Source organism: Xanthomonas sp. NCPPB 1068, from assembly GCF_041479385.2.
In the GTDB taxonomy this organism is placed as follows: Bacteria; Pseudomonadota; Gammaproteobacteria; order Xanthomonadales; family Xanthomonadaceae; genus Xanthomonas; species Xanthomonas cannabis.
On sequence record NZ_CM192986.1, the window covers coordinates 4,094,718 to 4,111,806 of the forward strand.

The window sequence follows — 17,089 nt, forward strand, 5'->3', positions numbered from 1 at the left end:
CCGGGCTGTGCCGTGAAGCGTGGGCGCAGGCGCAGTGAACCCGCCGTCATGGCCGCCACGGCGCGATTAACCGTGCGGCAATGCCGTGGCGGCCCCGGGCGCAGCGCGCGTTGCGGGCGCTCTTGCGCACCCCCACACTGCCTGCACGCCCGGTACGCGACGTACCTACCGCTTGGAGGCTTTCCATGAGACTTTCCAGTGTTTCCGGCGCCGGCCTGTTGCTGGCAGGACTGCTCGCAGCGACCGGTGTGCAGGCCCGCGTACGCAACGTCACCGACCCGCAGGCGCCGCGCGCGCTGAGCAGCGACGGCAAGGTGGATGTGCGCTGGACCGACCCGGCCGAATTTTCCGAAGTGCGCTTCAGCGGCAATCGCTGGGAGGCGCAGCGCGGTGACTGGGTGACCCAGCTGGCCACCCACTTCCAACAGAGCGCCGCACGCCAGCTGCCCGATGGCCAGCACCTGAGCGTGACCATCACCGACATCCGCCGCGCCGGCCAGTACGAGCCGTGGCACGGCCCGCGCATGCAGGACGTCCGCGTGGTCAAGGACATCTACCCGCCGCGCTTGAGCTTCAGCTACACGCTGACCGGGGCCGATGGCCGGGTGATCGATCAGGGCGAACGCAAGCTGGTGGATTCGGCCTTCCTGATGAGCGGCCCGCGGCTGACCGACAGCGACCCGCTGCGCTTCGAGAAAGCCATGATCGACGACTGGCTGCGTAAACAGTTTCGTGGCGATCGCAGTACGGCCGGGTTGTGATGGTTTGGCGCGGATATCGCCGCCAAACCAGCTAGGCCTCGAAGGGTAACGGCGCGTGGCAACGCGCCGTTTTTGTTTATGGACGCGCAACAACAGTGACGCATCCCCAACGCGAGATTTGCGTCCTAAAGCCCGCTCTCTGCGGGACGAGAAGGCATGACTTTCGCGCCACAGGCGCGTGTGCCTTGGAGCGCCTGTGGCGCAAGCGCAGGCCGGGGGCGGAGCGAGGGTTGGGGTGAGATACGTTGCGAAGCCATCGTGGCGTTCCAACCGCACGAGGCTGCGCCCGTACCCTCATCCGCCCCTTCGGGGCACCTTCTCCCAGCGGGAGAAGGGAAAAACACCGCAGCTACCGATCACGCCCCTCTCCCGCCAGGAGAGTGGTTGGGGTGAGGGTACGGGGCGAAGCCCACATGCCGTTCCAATCGCACGAGGCTGCGCCCGTACCCTCATCCGCCCCTTCGGGGCACCTTCTCCCGGCGGGAGAAGGGAAGAACGCCGCAGCTACCGATCACGCCCCTCTCCCGCCGGAGAGGGGCTGGGGTGAGGGTATGGGGCGTAGCCCACTTGCCGCTCCAACCGCACGAGGCTTCACCCGTACCCTCGTCCGCCCCTTACGGGGCACCTTCTCCCCATGAAGGGGGACACTGTCCCGGCGGAGGAAGGGAATGCATCTATGCTGAAGTTTTGCCCACCGCCGCCTCACCCGCATACACCCGCGGCACGCGCTTGAGCCCACACAGCAGCTGGTACGCACTGACGTTGCATTGCGCGGCCAGCGGGCTGACCTGGGGTGCATCGCCCCACAACTGCACCAGCGCGCCGATCCCGGCCTGCGGGTGATCGGTGAGGTCCACCGTCAACATGTCCATCGAAACGCGCCCGATCAATGGGCAGACCTGGCCGTCGACCAGCACCGGGGTGCCGTTGGGCGCGAATTGCGGGTAGCCGTCGGCATAGCCCATCGCGACCACGCCCACACGCGTGGGGCGCTCGGCCACGAAGCGCGCGCCATACCCCACCGGTTCGCCAGCCGGCAGCTCGCGCACTGAAATGATGCGCGAGCGCAGCGTCATCACCGGACGCAGTTGCGCAGTGTTTTCGGTGTCCTGCGGGAACGGGTTGGCGCCGTACAACATCAGGCCCGGGCGCGACCAGTCGTTGCGCAGCGCCGGCCAGCCGAGCAGGCCGGGCGAATTGCGGATGCTGGTTTCCGCGCGCATGCCGCCGGCGGTCAGTGCGAACGCCACGGCCTGTTCGTCGGTGCGGCTGCAGTCCAGTTCGTCCGCGCGCGCCAGATGCGTCATCAACACCAGCGAAGCGATCTGCGGCAACCCGCGCAGGCGTAGCCAGGCGGCGCGGAAATCGTCCGGCGGCAGGCCCAGCCGGTGCATGCCGCTGTCCATCTTCAACCAGACACGCAATGGGCGCGGGCTCTGGAACTCGGCCAGTGCGCGTACCTGCTGCGGGGTGGCCGCCACCGTCCACAGGTCGTGCTCGGCGATCAGGCGCAACTCGTCGTATTCGAAAAAACCTTCCAGCAGCAGGATCGGTGCGCGGATACCGGCCTGGCGCAGTTCCAGCGCTTCTTCGATGCAGGCCACTGCGAAACCGTCGGCCTCCGGCTCAAGCGCCTGCGCGCAGCGCACTGCGCCATGCCCATAGGCGTCGGCCTTGACCACCGCCAGCGCCTTGCTGCCGCCCAGGCGCTTGGCCAGGCGGTAGTTGTGGCGCAGCGCATCCAGATCGATCGACGCTTGCGCAGGACGCACTACGCGGCCTCCCGCTGCGGGCGCGCGCTGCGCGGCGACAGGTAACGGAACACGTCCAGGCCCTCGGTATCGATTTCCGGCGTGCGACCCTGCATCAGGTCGGCCAGGTAGCGCCCGGAGCCGCAGGCCATGGTCCAGCCCAGGGTGCCGTGGCCGGTGTTGAGGAACAGGTTGGCGTACGGGGTGGCACCCACCACCGGGGTGCCATCCGGGGTGGCCGGGCGCAGGCCGGTCCAGAACTCGGCCTGGGCCAGATCGCCGCCGCCGGGGAACAGGTCGTTGACCACCATTTCCAGGGTGGCGCGACGGCGTGGGTTCAACGACAGATCGAAGCCGGCCACCTCGGCCATGCCGCCGACGCGGATACGGTCGTCGAAGCGGGTCAGCGCGATCTTATAGCTCTCGTCCAGCACGGTGGAGGTCGGCGCGCGCTGCGCATCGACGATCGGGATGGTCAGCGAATAGCCCTTGAGCGGGTACACCGGCAGATGCAGGCCGAGCGAGAGCAGCAGATCGGCCGAATAGCTGCCCAGCGCCAGCACGTAGCGGTCGGCGGTTTCGATGCGTCCGTCGATCTGTACGCCGGTGACCTGGCCGCCGGCGTGCTCCAGGCGCTCGATCTGCTGCCCGTAGCGGAACGTCACGCCCGCCTGTGCAGCCAGTTCGGCCAGGCGCTGGGTGAACAGGCGGCAGTCGCCGGTCTGGTCTTCGGGCAGGCGCAACGCGCCGGCCATCTGCGCGCCGCCGGCCAGGCCGGGTTCGAATTGCGCGATCTGCGCCGGGCTCAGCAGCTCATACGGCACGCCGTACTGGGCCAGCACTTCGATGTCCTGGGCAGCGGCGTCCAGTTGCTGCTGCGTGCGGAACAACTGGGTGGTCCCCAGCTGGCGGCCCTCGAATTCGATACCGGTCTCGGCGCGCAATGCGTTGAGGCAATCGCGGCTGTAGTCGGACATGCGCACCATGCGCGCCTTGTTCACCGCATAGCGCTCGGCGGTGCAGTTGCGCAGCATCTGGCTCAGCCACGCCAGCTGGCGCAGATCGCGGGTGGGGCGGATCGACAGCGGCGCATGCTGCTCGAACAGCCACTTCATCGCCTTGCCGGGCACGCCGGGCGCGGCCCACGGCGAGGTGTAGCCGAACGACAGCTGGCCGGCGTTGGCGTAGCTGGTCTCCAGCGCCGCCGCTGGCTGGCGGTCGACCACGGTCACTTCGCACCCGGCCTGCGCCAGGTACCACGCACTGGTCACGCCGATGACGCCGCTACCGAGAATGAGCACCCGCATGTCGTTCTCCTGAAAAGGGTATTCCCCCACAACAAGACACTGAGAGGGACAGTTAGCCGCAGTATATTGCGAGGCAGGCAGTGCCATTTCTGGAATCGGCACGCCTTTGTAGTGAAACTTCCTGCCAAACCTTGCCGAGACAGACCCCATGACCACCCGCACCCGCGAGCTGGACAAGATCGACCGCAAGATCCTGCGCATCCTGCAGCAGGAGGGCCGCATTTCCTTCACCGAACTGGGCGAGCGGGTGGGCCTGTCGACCACGCCCTGCACCGAGCGTGTGCGCCGGCTGGAGCGCGACGGCGCCATCACCGGCTACTACGCGCGGCTGGACCCGCACTATCTCAAGGCCAGCCTGCTGGTGTTCGTGGAGATCAGCCTGGCCTACAAATCCGGCGACATCTTCGAAGAATTCCGCCGCGCCGCGCTGAAGCTGCCCAATGTGCTGGAGTGCCACCTGGTCTCCGGCGACTTCGACTACCTGCTCAAGGCGCGCATCAGCGAAATGGCCTCCTACCGCAAGCTGCTCGGCAGCACCTTGCTGACCTTGCCGCATGTGCGCGAATCCAAGAGCTACATCGTGATGGAGGAGGTCAAGGAGACGCTGGCGTTGCCGATTGCCGATTGAATCGGGAATCGGGAATTGGGAATGGGATTGGAGAATCGGGACTGGGGTTTCGAGAGTTGTGGATTGCCGGTACCCGTGGCATCGGGGGGAATCGCTAGCGGTGGTGGCCGGTGTTGGCGGTTGGCGGTTGGCGGTTGGCGGTTGGCGGTTGGCGCTCGGCGCTCGGCGCTCGGCAATAGACCGGATCGCTGCCGTCAGCGCACAACGCGCATGCCGTCGCCTGCCGGTACTGCGTCGTAGTAGCGGCCGGTCTTGGTATCCAGCACCCGGTTGGCACCGGCCGGCTGCATGCCCTGCAGCAAGCGGCCATTGCGGTCGTAGACCATCGGCGTCGTCGGCGACACCTGGCTGCCGGCAGGCGCCACCGGTGTCTGCGCCGGACCACGGGTGGGGATGCTCGGCGCGACCGGGCGCTGCCCCAGCTGCGAGGGCACGGGGGCGGTCGAGTTAGCCGGCTGTAGCGCGCGCGGCGGCGTCACCGTGGGCTGAACCGGTGTCGGCGTGGTGATGGGCTGCAACGTGTTGGACGAACGCGTGGTGGTGGCCGACTGCGCCACCGCCGCGCCGGCCATCGCCAGCAGACCGCAGAACAGCAGGCCGCGCGTTGAGGAATGGATCGCCATGACAGGCACCGTGATTGATCGGGAGTGGTTAATCGATGGGGGCGCGGCCAGGCGGCAGCAATGCACGCAACCAGCCGGGGGATGAACGCTTTGGTCAGGTCGTTGCACTGCGAAGACGCCAGTCTCCCCGCCGGGCCGTCCCCTTCTCCCGCCAGGACATTGTCCTCCTTCACGGGGGAGAAGGCGGCGCGCAGCGCCGGATGAGGTACGGGCGCAGCCTCGGGCTTTCCAGCGCATGCGTGACTTGCTCGAACACGTCGACCGGTTGAACCACCCGCGCAGCGCCCACATCACTGGGGCAGGCGCCGGCACCCCGCCGGCGAGCGCATGCGAGAGCCTCATGAGCCAGTTCGATCTGACCCCTCCCTCCCCCGCCCAGCGCGACGCCCTGATCGCCGGGCTCAGCGATGAGGAACAGCGCGTGCTGCTGCACCACGGCACCGAAGCGCCGTTTTGCGGGGTCTTTCTGGACAACAAGCTGGACGGGGTCTACACCTGCCGCCTGTGCGGGCTGCCGTTGTTCCGCTCCAGCGCCAAGTTCGACTCCGGCACCGGCTGGCCGAGTTTCTTCGCGCCCTACGACACCGCCCATGTGCGCGAGATCCGCGATACCAGCTACGGCATGATCCGCACCGAGATCGTCTGCGCGCGTTGCGACAGCCACCTGGGCCACGTGTTCCCGGACGGGCCGCCGCCGACCGGCGAACGGCACTGCCTCAACTCGGTCTCGCTGGGCTTCACCGAGGACGGCCAGGCACTGCCCAACCCGTTGCACCGCGATGGCGCTGAGGCGCAGCCGGCCTGAGGCCAGACCACGTGCCGGTCGGCGGCAGCGCCCACGCGTGGCGCCGATCTGGCACCCACTGACGTCGCAGGGCACCATGCGCAGCGCCAGATCCTTTAAGCACTGGCCACACCATGTCCCAACCGTCGCCACGCCGGCGACGGCCCGATCCAGGCAGGAGTACGCAGATGCACACGTCCTCGACCCTGATGCTCGCCGTAGTGCTGGCCGCCACCCTGGCCAGCTGCACCGCAGGCGATCGCTCTGCCGACACCGCACCTGCGACCGCGACGGACCCACCGCCCATCGCAACCGCAGGCCCGGACGACAGCCCGCCGCCGATGGCCACCGACGCCAGCGTGACCGGCCCGCTGCCCCATGCCGGCCATCCGGGGCCGGCCACGCCGCCACCCGCCCCGACCCAGGCGCCGGATACCGTGGCCTGGCGCTGCGGCGAGCGCGCCATCACTACCCGCTTCGACCCCGCCACCGATGCCCTGCGGCTGACCCTGGACGGCCGTGCGCTGACCCTGCTCAGTGCCCAGTCCGCCTCCGGCGCGCGGTTTGCCGACGCCCATGGCAACCAGTTCTGGGAGCATGCCGGCGAGGCGACGCTGTCGTTGGCAGGCGGCGATGCGGTCAAGTGCGTGCATGAGGCCGCAACCACGATCGGCTGACGGTCCAGGCACAGCCCACGGTTTGCCGACGCCCACGGCAACCGGTTCCGGGAGCATGCCGGCGAGGCGACGCTGTCGCTGGCAGGCGGCGATGCGGTCAAATGCGTGCATGAGGCCGCAATGACAATCGGCTGATTGTTCAGTCACAGCGCACATCTTCACGCCGTGCGCTTCAAGAATCCGCCGCGCAAGCCGAAACCACTAGCACTCCCAGATTGCTTTCGGCTTCGCCATGCTCATCATCGTTGGCTTCATCGTCGTCATCGTCAGCGTCCTCGGCGGCTATGTGCTGTCGCACGGAAAGCTGGGTGCGTTGTGGCAGCCGTACGAGCTGATGATCATCGGCGGCGCGGCCCTGGGCGCGTTCCTGGTCAGTACGCCGGGCAAGATCGTCAAGGAAACGCTGACCGGCGTGCTGGGCGTGTTCAAGGGCCCGCAGTACAAGTCCGACGACTACAAGGACACCCTGAGCCTGATCTACGAGCTGCTGAACAAGGCCCGTCGCGACGGCTTCATGGCGCTGGAAGACCACGTCGAAAAGCCGCAGGACAGCACCATCTTCGGCAATTACCCCAAGGTGGTGGCCGACCATCACCTGCTGGACTTCATCACCGACTGCCTGCGCCTGATGATCGGCAGCAACATCGAGCCGCACGAACTGGAACCGCTGCTCGAACTGGAACTGGAAAAGCACCACCACGAGGCCCTGGCGCCGGCGCATGCGCTGAGCAAGGTGTCCGACGGCCTGCCCGGCTTCGGCATCGTGGCGGCAGTGCTCGGCATCGTGATCACCATGGGCTCGATCGGCGGGCCGATCGAAGAGATCGGCCACCACGTCGGCGCCGCGCTGGTGGGCACCTTCCTGGGCATCCTGCTGGCGTACGGCTTCGTGTCGCCGTTGTCGGCGGCGATGGAAGCGCGTGCCGAGCAGGACGGGCGCATCTACGAGGCGGTCAAGACCGCGCTGCTGGCCTGCCTGCGCGGCTACAACCCCAAGATTGCGCTTGAATTTGCGCGCAAGACCCTGCCCTCCAACGTGCGTCCGAGCTTCGGCGATTTCGAAACGCACCTGAAGACGATCAAGTAGGACCGCGGTCATGGCCGAGGGCAAATCCACCGTCGTCATCCGACGGGTCAAGAAGGTGCAGGGCGGCGGCCATCACGGCGGCGCCTGGAAAGTGGCGTTCGCCGACTTCGTGACCGCGATGATGGCCTTCTTCCTGGTGCTGTGGCTGATGGCCGCCACCACCAAGGAGCAGCGCGCGGCGATCTCCGAATACTTCCGCAATCCCAGCCCGCTGTCCGGCAAGTCGCCGGCGCCCTCGCCGGGCATGAATGGCCCCGGCGGCGCCAGCACCTCGATGATCAAGCTCGGCGGCACCGCCGACATGGCCAAGGGGCAGAAGGACGAAATGGGCCGCAAGCGCGACAACGCGGCCGACACCGACGTGGACAGCCGCGCCAAGGACAAGCGGCGCCTGGAAGCGTTGATGCAGGACCTGAAAGAGGCCATCGACAAGAGCCAGGCGCTGGAGCCGTTCAAGGACCAGTTGCTGCTGGATCTCACGCCCGATGGCCTGCGCATCCAGATCGTGGACAAGCAGAACCGCCCGATGTTCGATATCGGCCGCGACCAGCTCAAGCCGTACACGGTGGACATCCTGCGCGAGCTGTCCAGCTTCATCAATCAGGTGCCCAACCACATCAGCATCACCGGTCATACCGACACCACCGCCTACAGCAGCGATGCCGGCTACACCAACTGGGAACTCAGCGCCGACCGTGCCAATGCTGCGCGCCGCGCGCTGGTGGGCGGTGGCATGGCCGATGCCAAGGTGACCCGCGTGGTTGGGTTGTCGTCCTCGGTGCTGTTCGACAAGACCGACCCGCAGAATCCGATCAACCGCCGCATCAGCATCGTGGTGATGACCCAGGACGCCGAAGAAGCGGCGCTGGCCGGCGCCGGCCAGGGCGTGGCGCTGGGCAAGCCCGTCCATGACGCCGACACCCAGGTGCCAGACCTCAGCGGCGCCGCTGCCACCGGTACCGCGACGGTGGGTGCACCGGCCAGTGGCCCCATGCTGGGCGCTACGGTGCCAGCGGCTGCGGCTGCGACAGGCTCCGCGGCTGCGCCAGGCGCCGCCGGCGGCTCGCCCTCGCCCCCGCCGGGCACCGCTTCCGCACGCCCGGCGGCACCGCGCGTGTCCACCAGCGCTCAGGTCGCCTCGGCCGCCGCACTCGCCAAGGCCGCCGAAGCCGCCGTGGCAGCGCCGCGCGTGGCGGTCGAAGCGCATTGATTGCGAGGCCGGGGTTGGAGTTCCAGATGCATGCCCGGTCTGCTTGACTGACCTATCGCTGCCAGCGGTGTCGTCGAGCCGGTGATCTGCGGCTGACGTGCCTGGACGGCGGCATGCTCTGGTTGCCCGTCCACCAGACGTGCCTTGCCGAATCCATCGGCAACGCGGCGAACCCGATCTCCACGCCTGCTGCGGGGCCGGCGATGGGGAGGTCTGGCGCACGCGACGTCTTCCCTGCAGGCCAGGCTGGCGCCCTGCCACCGGCCTGGCAGGTGCGGCGCTTGCCGGACCATGGGCGCTGCTGCCCGCCTCATCCAGGCTCGCGGCGAGCGAGGATTGCCGCGGCATCACGATCGACACTGTGATCGACAGCAGGCGGGGCCGCCTGCGCCTGGTCACCCCGAAGCCGGCTGCTCATCGCATCGTGCGGCGCACGCTCTAGAATGGCCGGCCATTCCCAGCGTCGAGAACACCGTGTCCCGCAATTCCAAGGCCAAGCGCGACAAGCGCAAGAAGCAGCAACCCAAGCGCCCCTTCGCCCGTCTGGGCCAGGCGCCCCAGGTCAGCAACCATGCCGTGCTGCAGGATGCCGACGGCCGTGTGGTCGCGGCGATCGGTCTGCAAGGTGGCAGCGAGTGGATGCTGTCGATCGGCGGCCAGACCATGGGCAGCGCCGACAACCCGGTGCCGATGCTGGCCATGCTCAAGCACCTGGCCAACCTGCAGGAAGCCGAAGGCAAGACCATCTCGCTGGAATATTCGACCCAGCTGCAGCAGATGATCGACGACCTGGCCGCCGACGAAGGCCAGACCGCCGAGGAATACCTGACCAAGCTGGTGTCCGAGTTCCAGAACGCCGATGCGGATGAAGACGGCGATGAAGACGCCGACGACGCCGATGCAACACCTGCGGCCGACGGCGATGACGCTGCCGAAGATGCCGCGACGGCCGAAGACGACAGCACTGCAGACGAGGCGACCAGCGACGAGGCCGCCGACGCCGTCGCGGACGATGCCGACAGCGAGAGCGCCGGCAAGAAGCCGAAGAAGTCCAAGAAGCAGGACTGACCCGGCAAATGGCCGTCTACGTCGACGATGCGGTGCACCTGTGGCGCGACCAGCGCTGGGCGCACCTGCTCGGCGATACGCTGGACGAGCTGCATGCCATGGCGGCGCGGCTGGGCATTCCCCGCCGCGCCTTCCAGAACAAACTCAGCGGCGCGCACTACGACGTGCCCGCCCCGCTGCGCGCAGAGGCGATCGCCCTGGGCGCCATTCCCATTTCCCGCCACACCGACCGCGTCCTGCTCAAGGCGTTGATCGCCAATGCGCGTGCGCAGGCGCGAGGCGAGGCGCCTTGAGGCGGGGATTGGGGGCTGGGGATTGGGAATTCGCAACGGCGGTGGCCCCAACCTGATTGGCGGCGCGCCTTGTAGGCGCGCGACGAGCGCGAAGAGCTGTCCCGGTAACGCCTGTCCCGCGCAGGCACGCTCCTACGTGGCCATCGCTGGGCCGTGTGAGCCTCCTGGTAAGGAGGCCTGCAACTTCACGACGGCGGCATCCCCCTCTGCACCATGACGCCACGCCGTTGTAGGAGCGCGCCCGAGCGCGAGGAGCTGTCCCGGTAACGCCCGATCGCGCGCCAGCGCGCTCCTACGGGGCAGTCATCTGGCCGCGGACAATGCCTGCCAGACCCACGCACCCGGAGACCGCTCTCGCGACTCCCTACTCCCGGCCCTCAAAATGCCTCGTTGCCCAGCCGGACTTCCACGCCCAGCAACGAGGTCAGCGCCAGCATGGCGTCGTCGTCGCGGCTGAGGGCGATCCAGCCGGCATAGGCGTCGCCGCCGGTGTTCCAGTTCCACAGCGAGTAGCCGTGTTCGCGCAGGCGGTCGAACGCCACGGCCATCAGGTCGGGTACATCGAGATCGCGGGCGAAGTCTTCGTCGTCCAGGTCGCCGCCCCAGTCGATGCGCAGGTTCCAGCGCGCGCCGAGTTCGTCGATGGCAGCGATGAACGAGTCGGTGTCCTTCCAGTCCACATAGAATCCCGAGCGCCAGTCGATGACGTCTTTCAGCGTCCACAGCCACGCATCGTCGCCGTCGCCATCGTCTGCATCGGCCTGCGCTTCGCGCCAGGCATCGAACTGGGCCAGCGCGGTGTCTTCGTCGCCGGGGTTGATCAACACCAGCAGATTCCAGACCCGCGCCGGATGGTCGTCGACATCGTCTTCGTCGCTTTCGGGCTGCAGGCCTTCGTCGTCTTCGTAATCGGCACTGTTGTCGGGCATGGCGGTCTCGCTGAAGGATTGCAGACGCCAAGTGTGAGGCCTGCGGCGGCGCAAGCAAACCGAGGCCGGCCCGCCGCTGCGCCAGCAGGGCTGGTCTTCCCGGCGCAGGTCCGTATCCTGTGCGGCCGAAGACGGCCATCCGGCCCGTCATGGCGCCTTCCCCATGAGCGATACCCCTCCCGATCACCTGGCCATCGACGCACGTAGTCCGTTCCACGATGCCGACGCCCTCAACCGCGGCATCGGCGTGCGCTTCAACGGTATCGAACGCGACAACGTGGAGGAATATTCGGTGAGCGAAGGCTGGATCAAGGTGCAGGTCGGCAAGGCCCGCGACCGCCGCGGCAATCCGATGACGATGAAGATCAAGGGCGAGGTGGTGGCGTATTACCTGGACACCAAGAACGACGCCGCGCCTGCTGCCGAGTAAGCGCGGCTGACCAAACTGCTTCACGTTGTTCTATTGCGAAGCTGCTGAGCTGCGACTTGGCTGCAGGGCCCTTGCCCGCCCACCATCGCGGGACACGCCGTGAATCCGTCCCTGGAGGCTCTGGCGCGGCATCCATGCCGCTCAAGGTCCCGCGACGGTGAGCGGGCAAGGACCAGTCAAGATGGTCGGCGTGCAGAGTCTTCAACAAGCGATTCGCGAACTTGCGACGCGATGTACTCGCTCTTCAACAAACCACCAGCCAACTGTCTGGTGCGGTGTCCTCACCGATTGCGGGACCGTTGGCGGCATGGATGCCGCCAACGAGCCCCCATGGACGGGTTAACGGCGTGTCCCGCGAGCGGTGAGGGCACCGCGCACTCGACGTCTTTGCGTGTGCTGCAGGGCCCTTGCCCGCCCACCATCGCAGGACACGCCGTGGATCCGTCCCTGGAGGCTCTGGCGCGGCACCCATGCCGCTCACGATCCCGCGACGGTGAGCGGACAAGGACCAGTCACGTTGGTCGGTGCGCATGGCTTTTGATCAAACAGCCAGCAAGCGGTGAGGACACCGCACACGCGACCCGCTCAGGCCTTGAGCCGGTAGCCGCTGCGGAAGATCGCCGCCACCACGCCCAGGCACACCAGCAGGAACAGGAACGTCATGCCGGTGCTCACCGCGATGTGCACGTCGGCCTTGCCGTAGAAACTCCAGCGAAACCCGCTGATCAGGTAGACCACCGGGTTGAACAGCGTGACCTTCTGCCACACCGGCGGCAGCATGTTGATCGAATAGAAACTGCCGCCCAGAAAGGTCAGCGGCGTCACCACCATCAGCGGGATGACCTGCAGCTTCTCGAAGCCGTCGGCCCAGATGCCGATGATGAAGCCGAACAGGCTGAAGGTCAGCGCGGTGAGCACCAGAAAGCCCAGCATCCACACCGGATGTGCAATCTCGTACGGAACAAACAGCCGTGCGGTAAGCAGGATCAGCAAGCCCAGCATCACCGACTTGGTGGCCGCCGCGCCCACGTAGCCGATGACGATCTCCCACCATGCCACCGGCGCGGACAGCACCTCGTAGATGGTGCCGGCCCAGCGCGGCATGTAGATGCCGAACGAGGCGTTGGAGATGCTCTCATTGAGCAACGACAGCATCACCAGGCCGGGAATGATGAAGGCGCCGTAGCTGATGCCGTCGATATCCCCCATGCGCGAGCCGATGGCTGCGCCGAACACCACGAAATACAGCGAGGTCGACAACACCGGCGAGGCGATCGACTGGGTCAGCGTGCGGAATGCGCGCGCCATTTCGAAGCGATAAATCGCGGCAATCGCATGCAGGTTCATGCGCGCATCTCCGGCTGACGGGCGCCATGCACGAGGGTGACGAAGATCTCTTCCAGCGAGCTCTCGCTGGAATGCAGGTCCTTGAAGTCGATGCCCTGCTCGTTGAGCCGGCGCAACACTGCCCCGATGCCGGTCTGCTCGGCCTGCGTGTCGAACGTGTAGATCAGGCTGCTGCCGTCGGCCGACAACTCCAGCGGCAGATCCGCCAGTCCGGCCGGCACCGCCTGCAGCGGCGATTGCAGGCTCAGGCTGAGCTGCTTCTTGCCGAGCTTGCGCATCAGCGTGTGCTTGTCTTCCACCAGTACCAGCTCGCCGCGGTTGATCACCCCGACCCGGTCGGCCATGTCTTCGGCTTCTTCGATGTAATGGGTGGTCAGGATGACGGTGGTGCCCTGCTCGCGCAGCCGGCGCACCATCTGCCACATCTCGTGGCGCAGCTCTACGTCCACGCCGGCAGTGGGCTCGTCCAGGAACAGGATGCGCGGCTCGTGCGCCAGTGCCTTGGCGATCAGCACGCGTCGCTTCATGCCGCCGGACAATGTGGAAATCTTGCTGTTGCGCTTGTCCCACAGCGACAGCTCGCGCAGCACCGTTTCCAGGTACTGCGGGTTGGCCGGCTTGCCGAACAGCCCGCGGCTGAAACGCACCGTGGCCCACACCGTTTCGAAGGCGTCGGTGGCCAGCTCCTGCGGCACCAGCCCGATGCTGGCACGTGCCGCGCGGTAGTCGCGCACGATGTCATGACCATCGGCCAGTACGGTGCCGGTGCTGGGGTTGATCAACCCGCAGATGATGCTGATCAGCGTGGTCTTGCCGGCACCGTTGGGGCCAAGCAGCGCGAAGATCTCGCCGCGCTGGATCTGCAGATCCACCTGCTTGAGCGCCTGAAAACCGCCGGCGTAGGTCTTGCTCACTCCCTGGATGGAAACGATGGGCGTCATGGGTTGTGCACGGGGGACCAGAAGCGCCACAGGGTAGGCGCTGCGCCGTGACGATGGGAGGGGGGCTGATGGGATGGTGTCTCCCGACGCCCGCCAAGGAGCGTCAGCGAACCCAGCCGCGCACGCTCGCTGCGTCCGTGTGATGGCGCATCTCCACGTAGGAGCGCGCTTGCGCGCGATGGGGCGTTGGCGGGAAAGCCCCATCGCGCGCAAGCGCGCTCCTACGCAACCACGACTGCACGAGCGCCGTGGCTTTACGATTCCCCAATCCCGATTCCCCATTCCCGCGCGCTCACGCGCGCTTGCGCGACTCGATCAGGTCCAGATTGCGCACCAGCCGCCGCGACAGGTCGTCGGAAATCTCGCGACGGCGCGCAAGCTTGAACAGCTCGTTGCGCTCGGCCACCAGGGCCGTGTGACGGAACTGGCGCAAGGCCTGCTCGTAGGCGCCGGCCTCTTCCGGATCGGTTTCGGCCATGTCCACGGCACCCAGCTTGCGCTGGTAACGCTGACTGACCTGGTTGGCGGCGGCGTTGTAGCGCTCGGCATGCGCGCTGTCTTCCACCAGCCGCTGGCGCAGCTTTTCCACCGCCTCCAGGGCCGCCTGCGAGGCGGCCTTGACGGCCAGGTCTTCCTTTTGCTGTTCGTCTTCTTCTTCCGGCAACTCCAGCCCGCGCAACAGCCGCGGCAATGCCACGCTGGCCACCAGCAAGGAAACCAGGATCACCGAGGCCGCCAGGAAGATCGCCAGCTGGCGGGCCGGAAACGGCGAGCCGTCTTCCAGCATCAACGGCAGCGTCAGCACGCCGGCCAGGGTGATCGCCCCGCGCACGCCCGCCAGCGACACCGCCACCACGATTCGCCAGGGCGGGCTGACATGCGCCTCGCCCCGCCGTTGCGCCTTGAAGATGTTCCAGCGCAGCGACAGGAACACCCACACAAAGCGCAGCGCCATCAGGCTGGTGCTGATGGTGGCCACGTACACCGCCAGCCACCACGGATTGAGGTGTCCGGCCTCCTGCACGCTGCGCACCGCCCCGTCCAGGATGCCCGGCAACTGCTCGCCCAGCAGCACGAAGATGATGCCGTTGAAGGTGAACTGCACCGTGTCCCACACCGCCGAGCGCTGCAGGCGCATGTTGCCCGGCGCGTTGCCGGCCATTTCCACGTAGCTCATGGTGATGCCGGCGGCCACCGCGGCCAGAATTCCGGAGGCGTGGAAGGCTTCGGCCAGCAGGTACGCGGCGAACGGTGTGAGCAGGTTGACCAGGATCGCCGAGCCGGGCTCCTCGCCGAAATGGCGCCAGATCCAGGCCTGGATCCGGCTCAGGCCGAAGGTGGTGGCCACGCCCAGCGCCAACCCGGCCAGCGCCACCCACAGAAAGGTGAGCGAAGCGGTCGCCACCGAGAACGTGCCGGTCAACACCGCGGCCACGGCGAACTGGAAGCACACCAGGCCGGAGGCGTCGTTGAGCAGCGACTCGCCTTCCAGGATGTGCATCAGGCGCTTGGGAATCGGCACCTTGGAGGCGATCGAGGACACCGCCACCGGATCGGTCGGCGAAATGATGGCAGCCAGCGCGAACGCCACCGCCAGCGGCATGGCCGGGATCAGCCAATGGATCAACAGGCCGGCACCGATCACCGTGAACACCACCAGGCCCAGCGCCAGCTCCAGGATCGCCGCCTTGTCGCGGAACAGGCCTTGTTTGGGAATGCGCCAGCCGTCCAGGAACAGCAGCGGCGGCAGGAACAGCAGGAAGAACAATTCCGGTTCCAGCTCGTGCCCGGCATCGAACACACCGGAGACCACCGCGCCCAGCGCGATCTGGACCAACGGCAACGGCAGCGAGAACGGCAGGATGCGGATCAGATAACCGCTGGCCGCGACCGCCAGCAACATGGCGAGGACGACATCGATCGAATGCATGTAAAACCCGGAAGAAGAAACGGCCGCACGTGCGGCATCATCTTGCGACGCACAACAACGCACTGACGGGAACATACCGGTTTGCAACCGGTGATGAAACCATCAGGCGCGATCGATCGGCCCTGCCAGCCCATCGCACCGCCTGTCCTCCGCCACGCGATCGCAGGTGACCTGCGCAGCGCCCGGATACGAACAGTCCGCCAATGCTGCGGAGACTGCCGCATCCCGGGACGTGAGACAGGCACGCAACACCGATACCAATCGGGCAACCGGCGGCAGCGCGCTGCACACGCGACCAGCAGCCATCGCGTCGACAGCCGGGCGAAGCGTTTCGACGTTGTTCCTGACGCCGCACTCACCACGCCAAACACCGTAATGAACATCAAGACCACGTGATGCATCCGGCCCGCACCGGCAGGCGTATTGACCCTACGGTTGCCATCCAGGCGATCGCCAACCCAAAGGATCGATGCCTCATGAAGACGTCACTGCAGTCGCTTGCCATTGCTACCGCCATTGCCCTGACCAGCGCGATGGCTCCTGCTTACGCTGCGTCCAACCCGACGGTGGGTGGTGCGCCGATGCTGGTCACCAAGGACATCGTCGACAACGCCGCCAACTCCAAGGATCACACCACGTTGGTTGCCGCGGTGAAGGCCGCCGGACTGGTCGAGACCTTGAAGGGCCCGGGCCCGTTTACCGTGTTTGCGCCGACCAATGCGGCGTTTTCCGCACTGCCGGCCGGTACGGTGGACACCTTGCTGAAGCCCGAGTCCAAGGCGACCCTGACCAAGGTGCTCACCTATCACGTGGTGCCGGGCAAGGTGGACGCCGCCTCGCTGATCGCCAAGATCAAGGCCGGCGGCGGTAGCGCCACGCTGACCACGGTGCAGGGCGAGCCGCTCACCGCAAAGCTCAATGGCAAGAAGGTCACCCTCACCGACGTCAAGGGCAATACCGCCACCGTCACCATCGCCGATGTCAACCAGAGCAACGGCGTAATCCACGTGATCGACAAGGTGTTGATGCCGTAACGGCAGTTGCTGCACGCCTGCAAGTGGCTTGCGCGCGACGTCACCGGCGGAACGGAGCCACGTTCCGTCGATGGTCGACGCCGACCGTGCATGCGGCACTTTCAGGGAATTTAGTCGTAACGAGCACTCGGCGGTTAGTGTGTTCCGACAGATGCGCTCAAAGCCGGAGCGCACTGGTGGTAAGCGCTGATCCCGACACCATTCGATGATGGCTCAGCAGCCACTGGCTGCACTTGAGTGACCTGTCTGGATGCGATGGCGTTGCACTCCGGCGCCATCGCGTCCGCTT

At 66.9% G+C, this 17,089-nt stretch carries 17 protein-coding genes; 10 read left to right on the plus strand and 7 right to left on the minus strand.

What is annotated here, in order from left to right; genetic code table 11:
- Nucleotides 1-185: 185 nt before the first annotated feature.
- Nucleotides 186-761: a DUF3016 domain-containing protein gene (locus ACCQ12_RS17305; protein ID WP_355605214.1), complete on the plus strand. Its 576-nt coding sequence runs from the start codon at nucleotides 186-188 to the stop codon at nucleotides 759-761.
- 674 nt (nucleotides 762-1,435) lie between these two features.
- Here ACCQ12_RS17305 and alr read toward each other — a convergent pair.
- Nucleotides 1,436-2,533 (minus strand): alanine racemase, encoded by a 1,098-nt coding sequence (gene alr, locus ACCQ12_RS17310; protein ID WP_372382335.1) that lies wholly within the window; start codon nucleotides 2,531-2,533, stop codon nucleotides 1,436-1,438.
- Nucleotides 2,533-3,819, minus strand: a complete 1,287-nt coding sequence (locus tag ACCQ12_RS17315) for a D-amino acid dehydrogenase (protein WP_372382336.1) — start codon at nucleotides 3,817-3,819, stop codon at nucleotides 2,533-2,535. Before ACCQ12_RS17315 ends, alr begins: the two co-directional genes overlap by 1 nt.
- 148 nt (nucleotides 3,820-3,967) lie before the next feature.
- On the opposite strand from ACCQ12_RS17315, the gene ACCQ12_RS17320 reads away from it, so the two are divergent.
- Nucleotides 3,968-4,447, plus strand: a complete 480-nt coding sequence (locus ACCQ12_RS17320; protein ID WP_047693916.1) for an Lrp/AsnC ligand binding domain-containing protein — start codon at nucleotides 3,968-3,970, stop codon at nucleotides 4,445-4,447.
- A gap of 194 nt (nucleotides 4,448-4,641) precedes the next feature.
- On the opposite strand, the gene ACCQ12_RS17325 is transcribed toward ACCQ12_RS17320, so the two are convergent.
- The gene (locus ACCQ12_RS17325) at nucleotides 4,642-5,070 is read right to left on the minus strand and encodes a hypothetical protein (protein ID WP_039566476.1); all 429 of its coding nucleotides are present in this window, start codon (nucleotides 5,068-5,070) and stop codon (nucleotides 4,642-4,644) included.
- Between the two features lie 340 nt (nucleotides 5,071-5,410).
- Here ACCQ12_RS17325 and msrB point away from each other — a divergent pair, with 340 nt between their 5' ends.
- The 6 genes from msrB (at nucleotide 5,411) to ACCQ12_RS17355 (ending at nucleotide 10,189) form a co-directional block, all read left to right on the plus strand.
- A complete protein-coding gene (gene msrB / locus ACCQ12_RS17330; protein ID WP_104579479.1) occupies nucleotides 5,411-5,875 on the plus strand; it encodes a peptide-methionine (R)-S-oxide reductase MsrB in 465 nt (154 codons plus the stop codon).
- 167 nt (nucleotides 5,876-6,042) lie between these two features.
- Nucleotides 6,043-6,531, plus strand: coding sequence for an MliC family protein (locus ACCQ12_RS17335; RefSeq protein WP_372382337.1), 489 nt, complete (start codon nucleotides 6,043-6,045; stop codon nucleotides 6,529-6,531).
- A gap of 232 nt (nucleotides 6,532-6,763) precedes the next feature.
- Nucleotides 6,764-7,618 carry a flagellar motor stator protein MotA gene (gene motA / locus ACCQ12_RS17340; RefSeq protein ID WP_039405757.1) on the plus strand — a complete coding sequence of 285 codons (855 nt, stop codon included), beginning with the start codon at nucleotides 6,764-6,766 and terminating at the stop codon, nucleotides 7,616-7,618.
- Between the two features lie 10 nt (nucleotides 7,619-7,628).
- Complete coding sequence (gene motB, locus ACCQ12_RS17345) at nucleotides 7,629-8,828, plus strand: flagellar motor protein MotB (RefSeq protein WP_372382338.1); 1,200 nt, start codon at nucleotides 7,629-7,631, stop codon at nucleotides 8,826-8,828.
- Between the two features lie 474 nt (nucleotides 8,829-9,302).
- Entirely contained in the window at nucleotides 9,303-9,896 is a 594-nt protein-coding gene (locus ACCQ12_RS17350) for a hypothetical protein (protein WP_104579482.1), read from the plus strand.
- A gap of 8 nt (nucleotides 9,897-9,904) precedes the next feature.
- On the plus strand, nucleotides 9,905-10,189 hold the full coding sequence (locus tag ACCQ12_RS17355) for a DUF4031 domain-containing protein (RefSeq protein WP_104579483.1): 285 nt from the start codon (nucleotides 9,905-9,907) through the stop codon (nucleotides 10,187-10,189).
- 377 nt (nucleotides 10,190-10,566) lie between these two features.
- On the opposite strand, the gene ACCQ12_RS17360 is transcribed toward ACCQ12_RS17355, so the two are convergent.
- Nucleotides 10,567-11,118: a DUF6630 family protein gene (locus ACCQ12_RS17360; RefSeq protein WP_047696425.1), complete on the minus strand. Its 552-nt coding sequence runs from the start codon at nucleotides 11,116-11,118 to the stop codon at nucleotides 10,567-10,569.
- Between the two features lie 163 nt (nucleotides 11,119-11,281).
- Here ACCQ12_RS17360 and ACCQ12_RS17365 point away from each other — a divergent pair, with 163 nt between their 5' ends.
- Nucleotides 11,282-11,548, plus strand: coding sequence for a DUF3297 family protein (locus ACCQ12_RS17365; RefSeq protein ID WP_047696423.1), 267 nt, complete (start codon nucleotides 11,282-11,284; stop codon nucleotides 11,546-11,548).
- A gap of 585 nt (nucleotides 11,549-12,133) precedes the next feature.
- Here the strand turns inward: ACCQ12_RS17365 and ACCQ12_RS17370 are convergent.
- From ACCQ12_RS17370 to ACCQ12_RS17380, 3 genes are all read right to left on the minus strand, one after another.
- On the minus strand, nucleotides 12,134-12,895 hold the full coding sequence (locus tag ACCQ12_RS17370) for an ABC transporter permease (protein ID WP_166752275.1): 762 nt from the start codon (nucleotides 12,893-12,895) through the stop codon (nucleotides 12,134-12,136).
- A complete protein-coding gene (locus ACCQ12_RS17375; RefSeq protein WP_104579484.1) occupies nucleotides 12,892-13,836 on the minus strand; it encodes an ABC transporter ATP-binding protein in 945 nt (314 codons plus the stop codon). Before ACCQ12_RS17375 ends, ACCQ12_RS17370 begins: the two co-directional genes overlap by 4 nt.
- Nucleotides 13,837-14,128: 292 nt before the next feature.
- Nucleotides 14,129-15,766, minus strand: a complete 1,638-nt coding sequence (locus tag ACCQ12_RS17380) for a Na+/H+ antiporter (RefSeq protein WP_039405778.1) — start codon at nucleotides 15,764-15,766, stop codon at nucleotides 14,129-14,131.
- A 476-nt stretch (nucleotides 15,767-16,242) separates the two neighbouring features.
- On the opposite strand from ACCQ12_RS17380, the gene ACCQ12_RS17385 reads away from it, so the two are divergent.
- Nucleotides 16,243-16,800, plus strand: a complete 558-nt coding sequence (locus ACCQ12_RS17385; RefSeq protein WP_047696413.1) for a fasciclin domain-containing protein — start codon at nucleotides 16,243-16,245, stop codon at nucleotides 16,798-16,800.
- Nucleotides 16,801-17,089 lie beyond the last annotated feature (289 nt).

Bases quoted from the DNA above. Each gene is read 5' to 3' on its own strand.
- ACCQ12_RS17305 (WP_355605214.1), top strand. From the start codon at position 186: ATGAGACTTTCCAGTGTTTCCGGCGCCGGCCTGTTGCTGGCAGGACTG.
- ACCQ12_RS17315 (WP_372382336.1), bottom strand. From the start codon at position 3,819: ATGCGGGTGCTCATTCTCGGTAGCGGCGTCATCGGCGTGACCAGTGCG.
- ACCQ12_RS17320 (WP_047693916.1), top strand. From the start codon at position 3,968: ATGACCACCCGCACCCGCGAGCTGGACAAGATCGACCGCAAGATCCTG.
- ACCQ12_RS17325 (WP_039566476.1), bottom strand. From the start codon at position 5,070: ATGGCGATCCATTCCTCAACGCGCGGCCTGCTGTTCTGCGGTCTGCTG.
- msrB (WP_104579479.1), top strand. From the start codon at position 5,411: ATGAGCCAGTTCGATCTGACCCCTCCCTCCCCCGCCCAGCGCGACGCC.
- ACCQ12_RS17335 (WP_372382337.1), top strand. From the start codon at position 6,043: ATGCACACGTCCTCGACCCTGATGCTCGCCGTAGTGCTGGCCGCCACC.
- motA (WP_039405757.1), top strand. From the start codon at position 6,764: ATGCTCATCATCGTTGGCTTCATCGTCGTCATCGTCAGCGTCCTCGGC.
- motB (WP_372382338.1), top strand. From the start codon at position 7,629: ATGGCCGAGGGCAAATCCACCGTCGTCATCCGACGGGTCAAGAAGGTG.
- ACCQ12_RS17355 (WP_104579483.1), top strand. From the start codon at position 9,905: ATGGCCGTCTACGTCGACGATGCGGTGCACCTGTGGCGCGACCAGCGC.
- ACCQ12_RS17360 (WP_047696425.1), bottom strand. From the start codon at position 11,118: ATGCCCGACAACAGTGCCGATTACGAAGACGACGAAGGCCTGCAGCCC.
- ACCQ12_RS17365 (WP_047696423.1), top strand. From the start codon at position 11,282: ATGAGCGATACCCCTCCCGATCACCTGGCCATCGACGCACGTAGTCCG.
- ACCQ12_RS17370 (WP_166752275.1), bottom strand. From the start codon at position 12,895: ATGAACCTGCATGCGATTGCCGCGATTTATCGCTTCGAAATGGCGCGC.
- ACCQ12_RS17375 (WP_104579484.1), bottom strand. From the start codon at position 13,836: ATGACGCCCATCGTTTCCATCCAGGGAGTGAGCAAGACCTACGCCGGC.
- ACCQ12_RS17380 (WP_039405778.1), bottom strand. From the start codon at position 15,766: ATGCATTCGATCGATGTCGTCCTCGCCATGTTGCTGGCGGTCGCGGCC.
- ACCQ12_RS17385 (WP_047696413.1), top strand. From the start codon at position 16,243: ATGAAGACGTCACTGCAGTCGCTTGCCATTGCTACCGCCATTGCCCTG.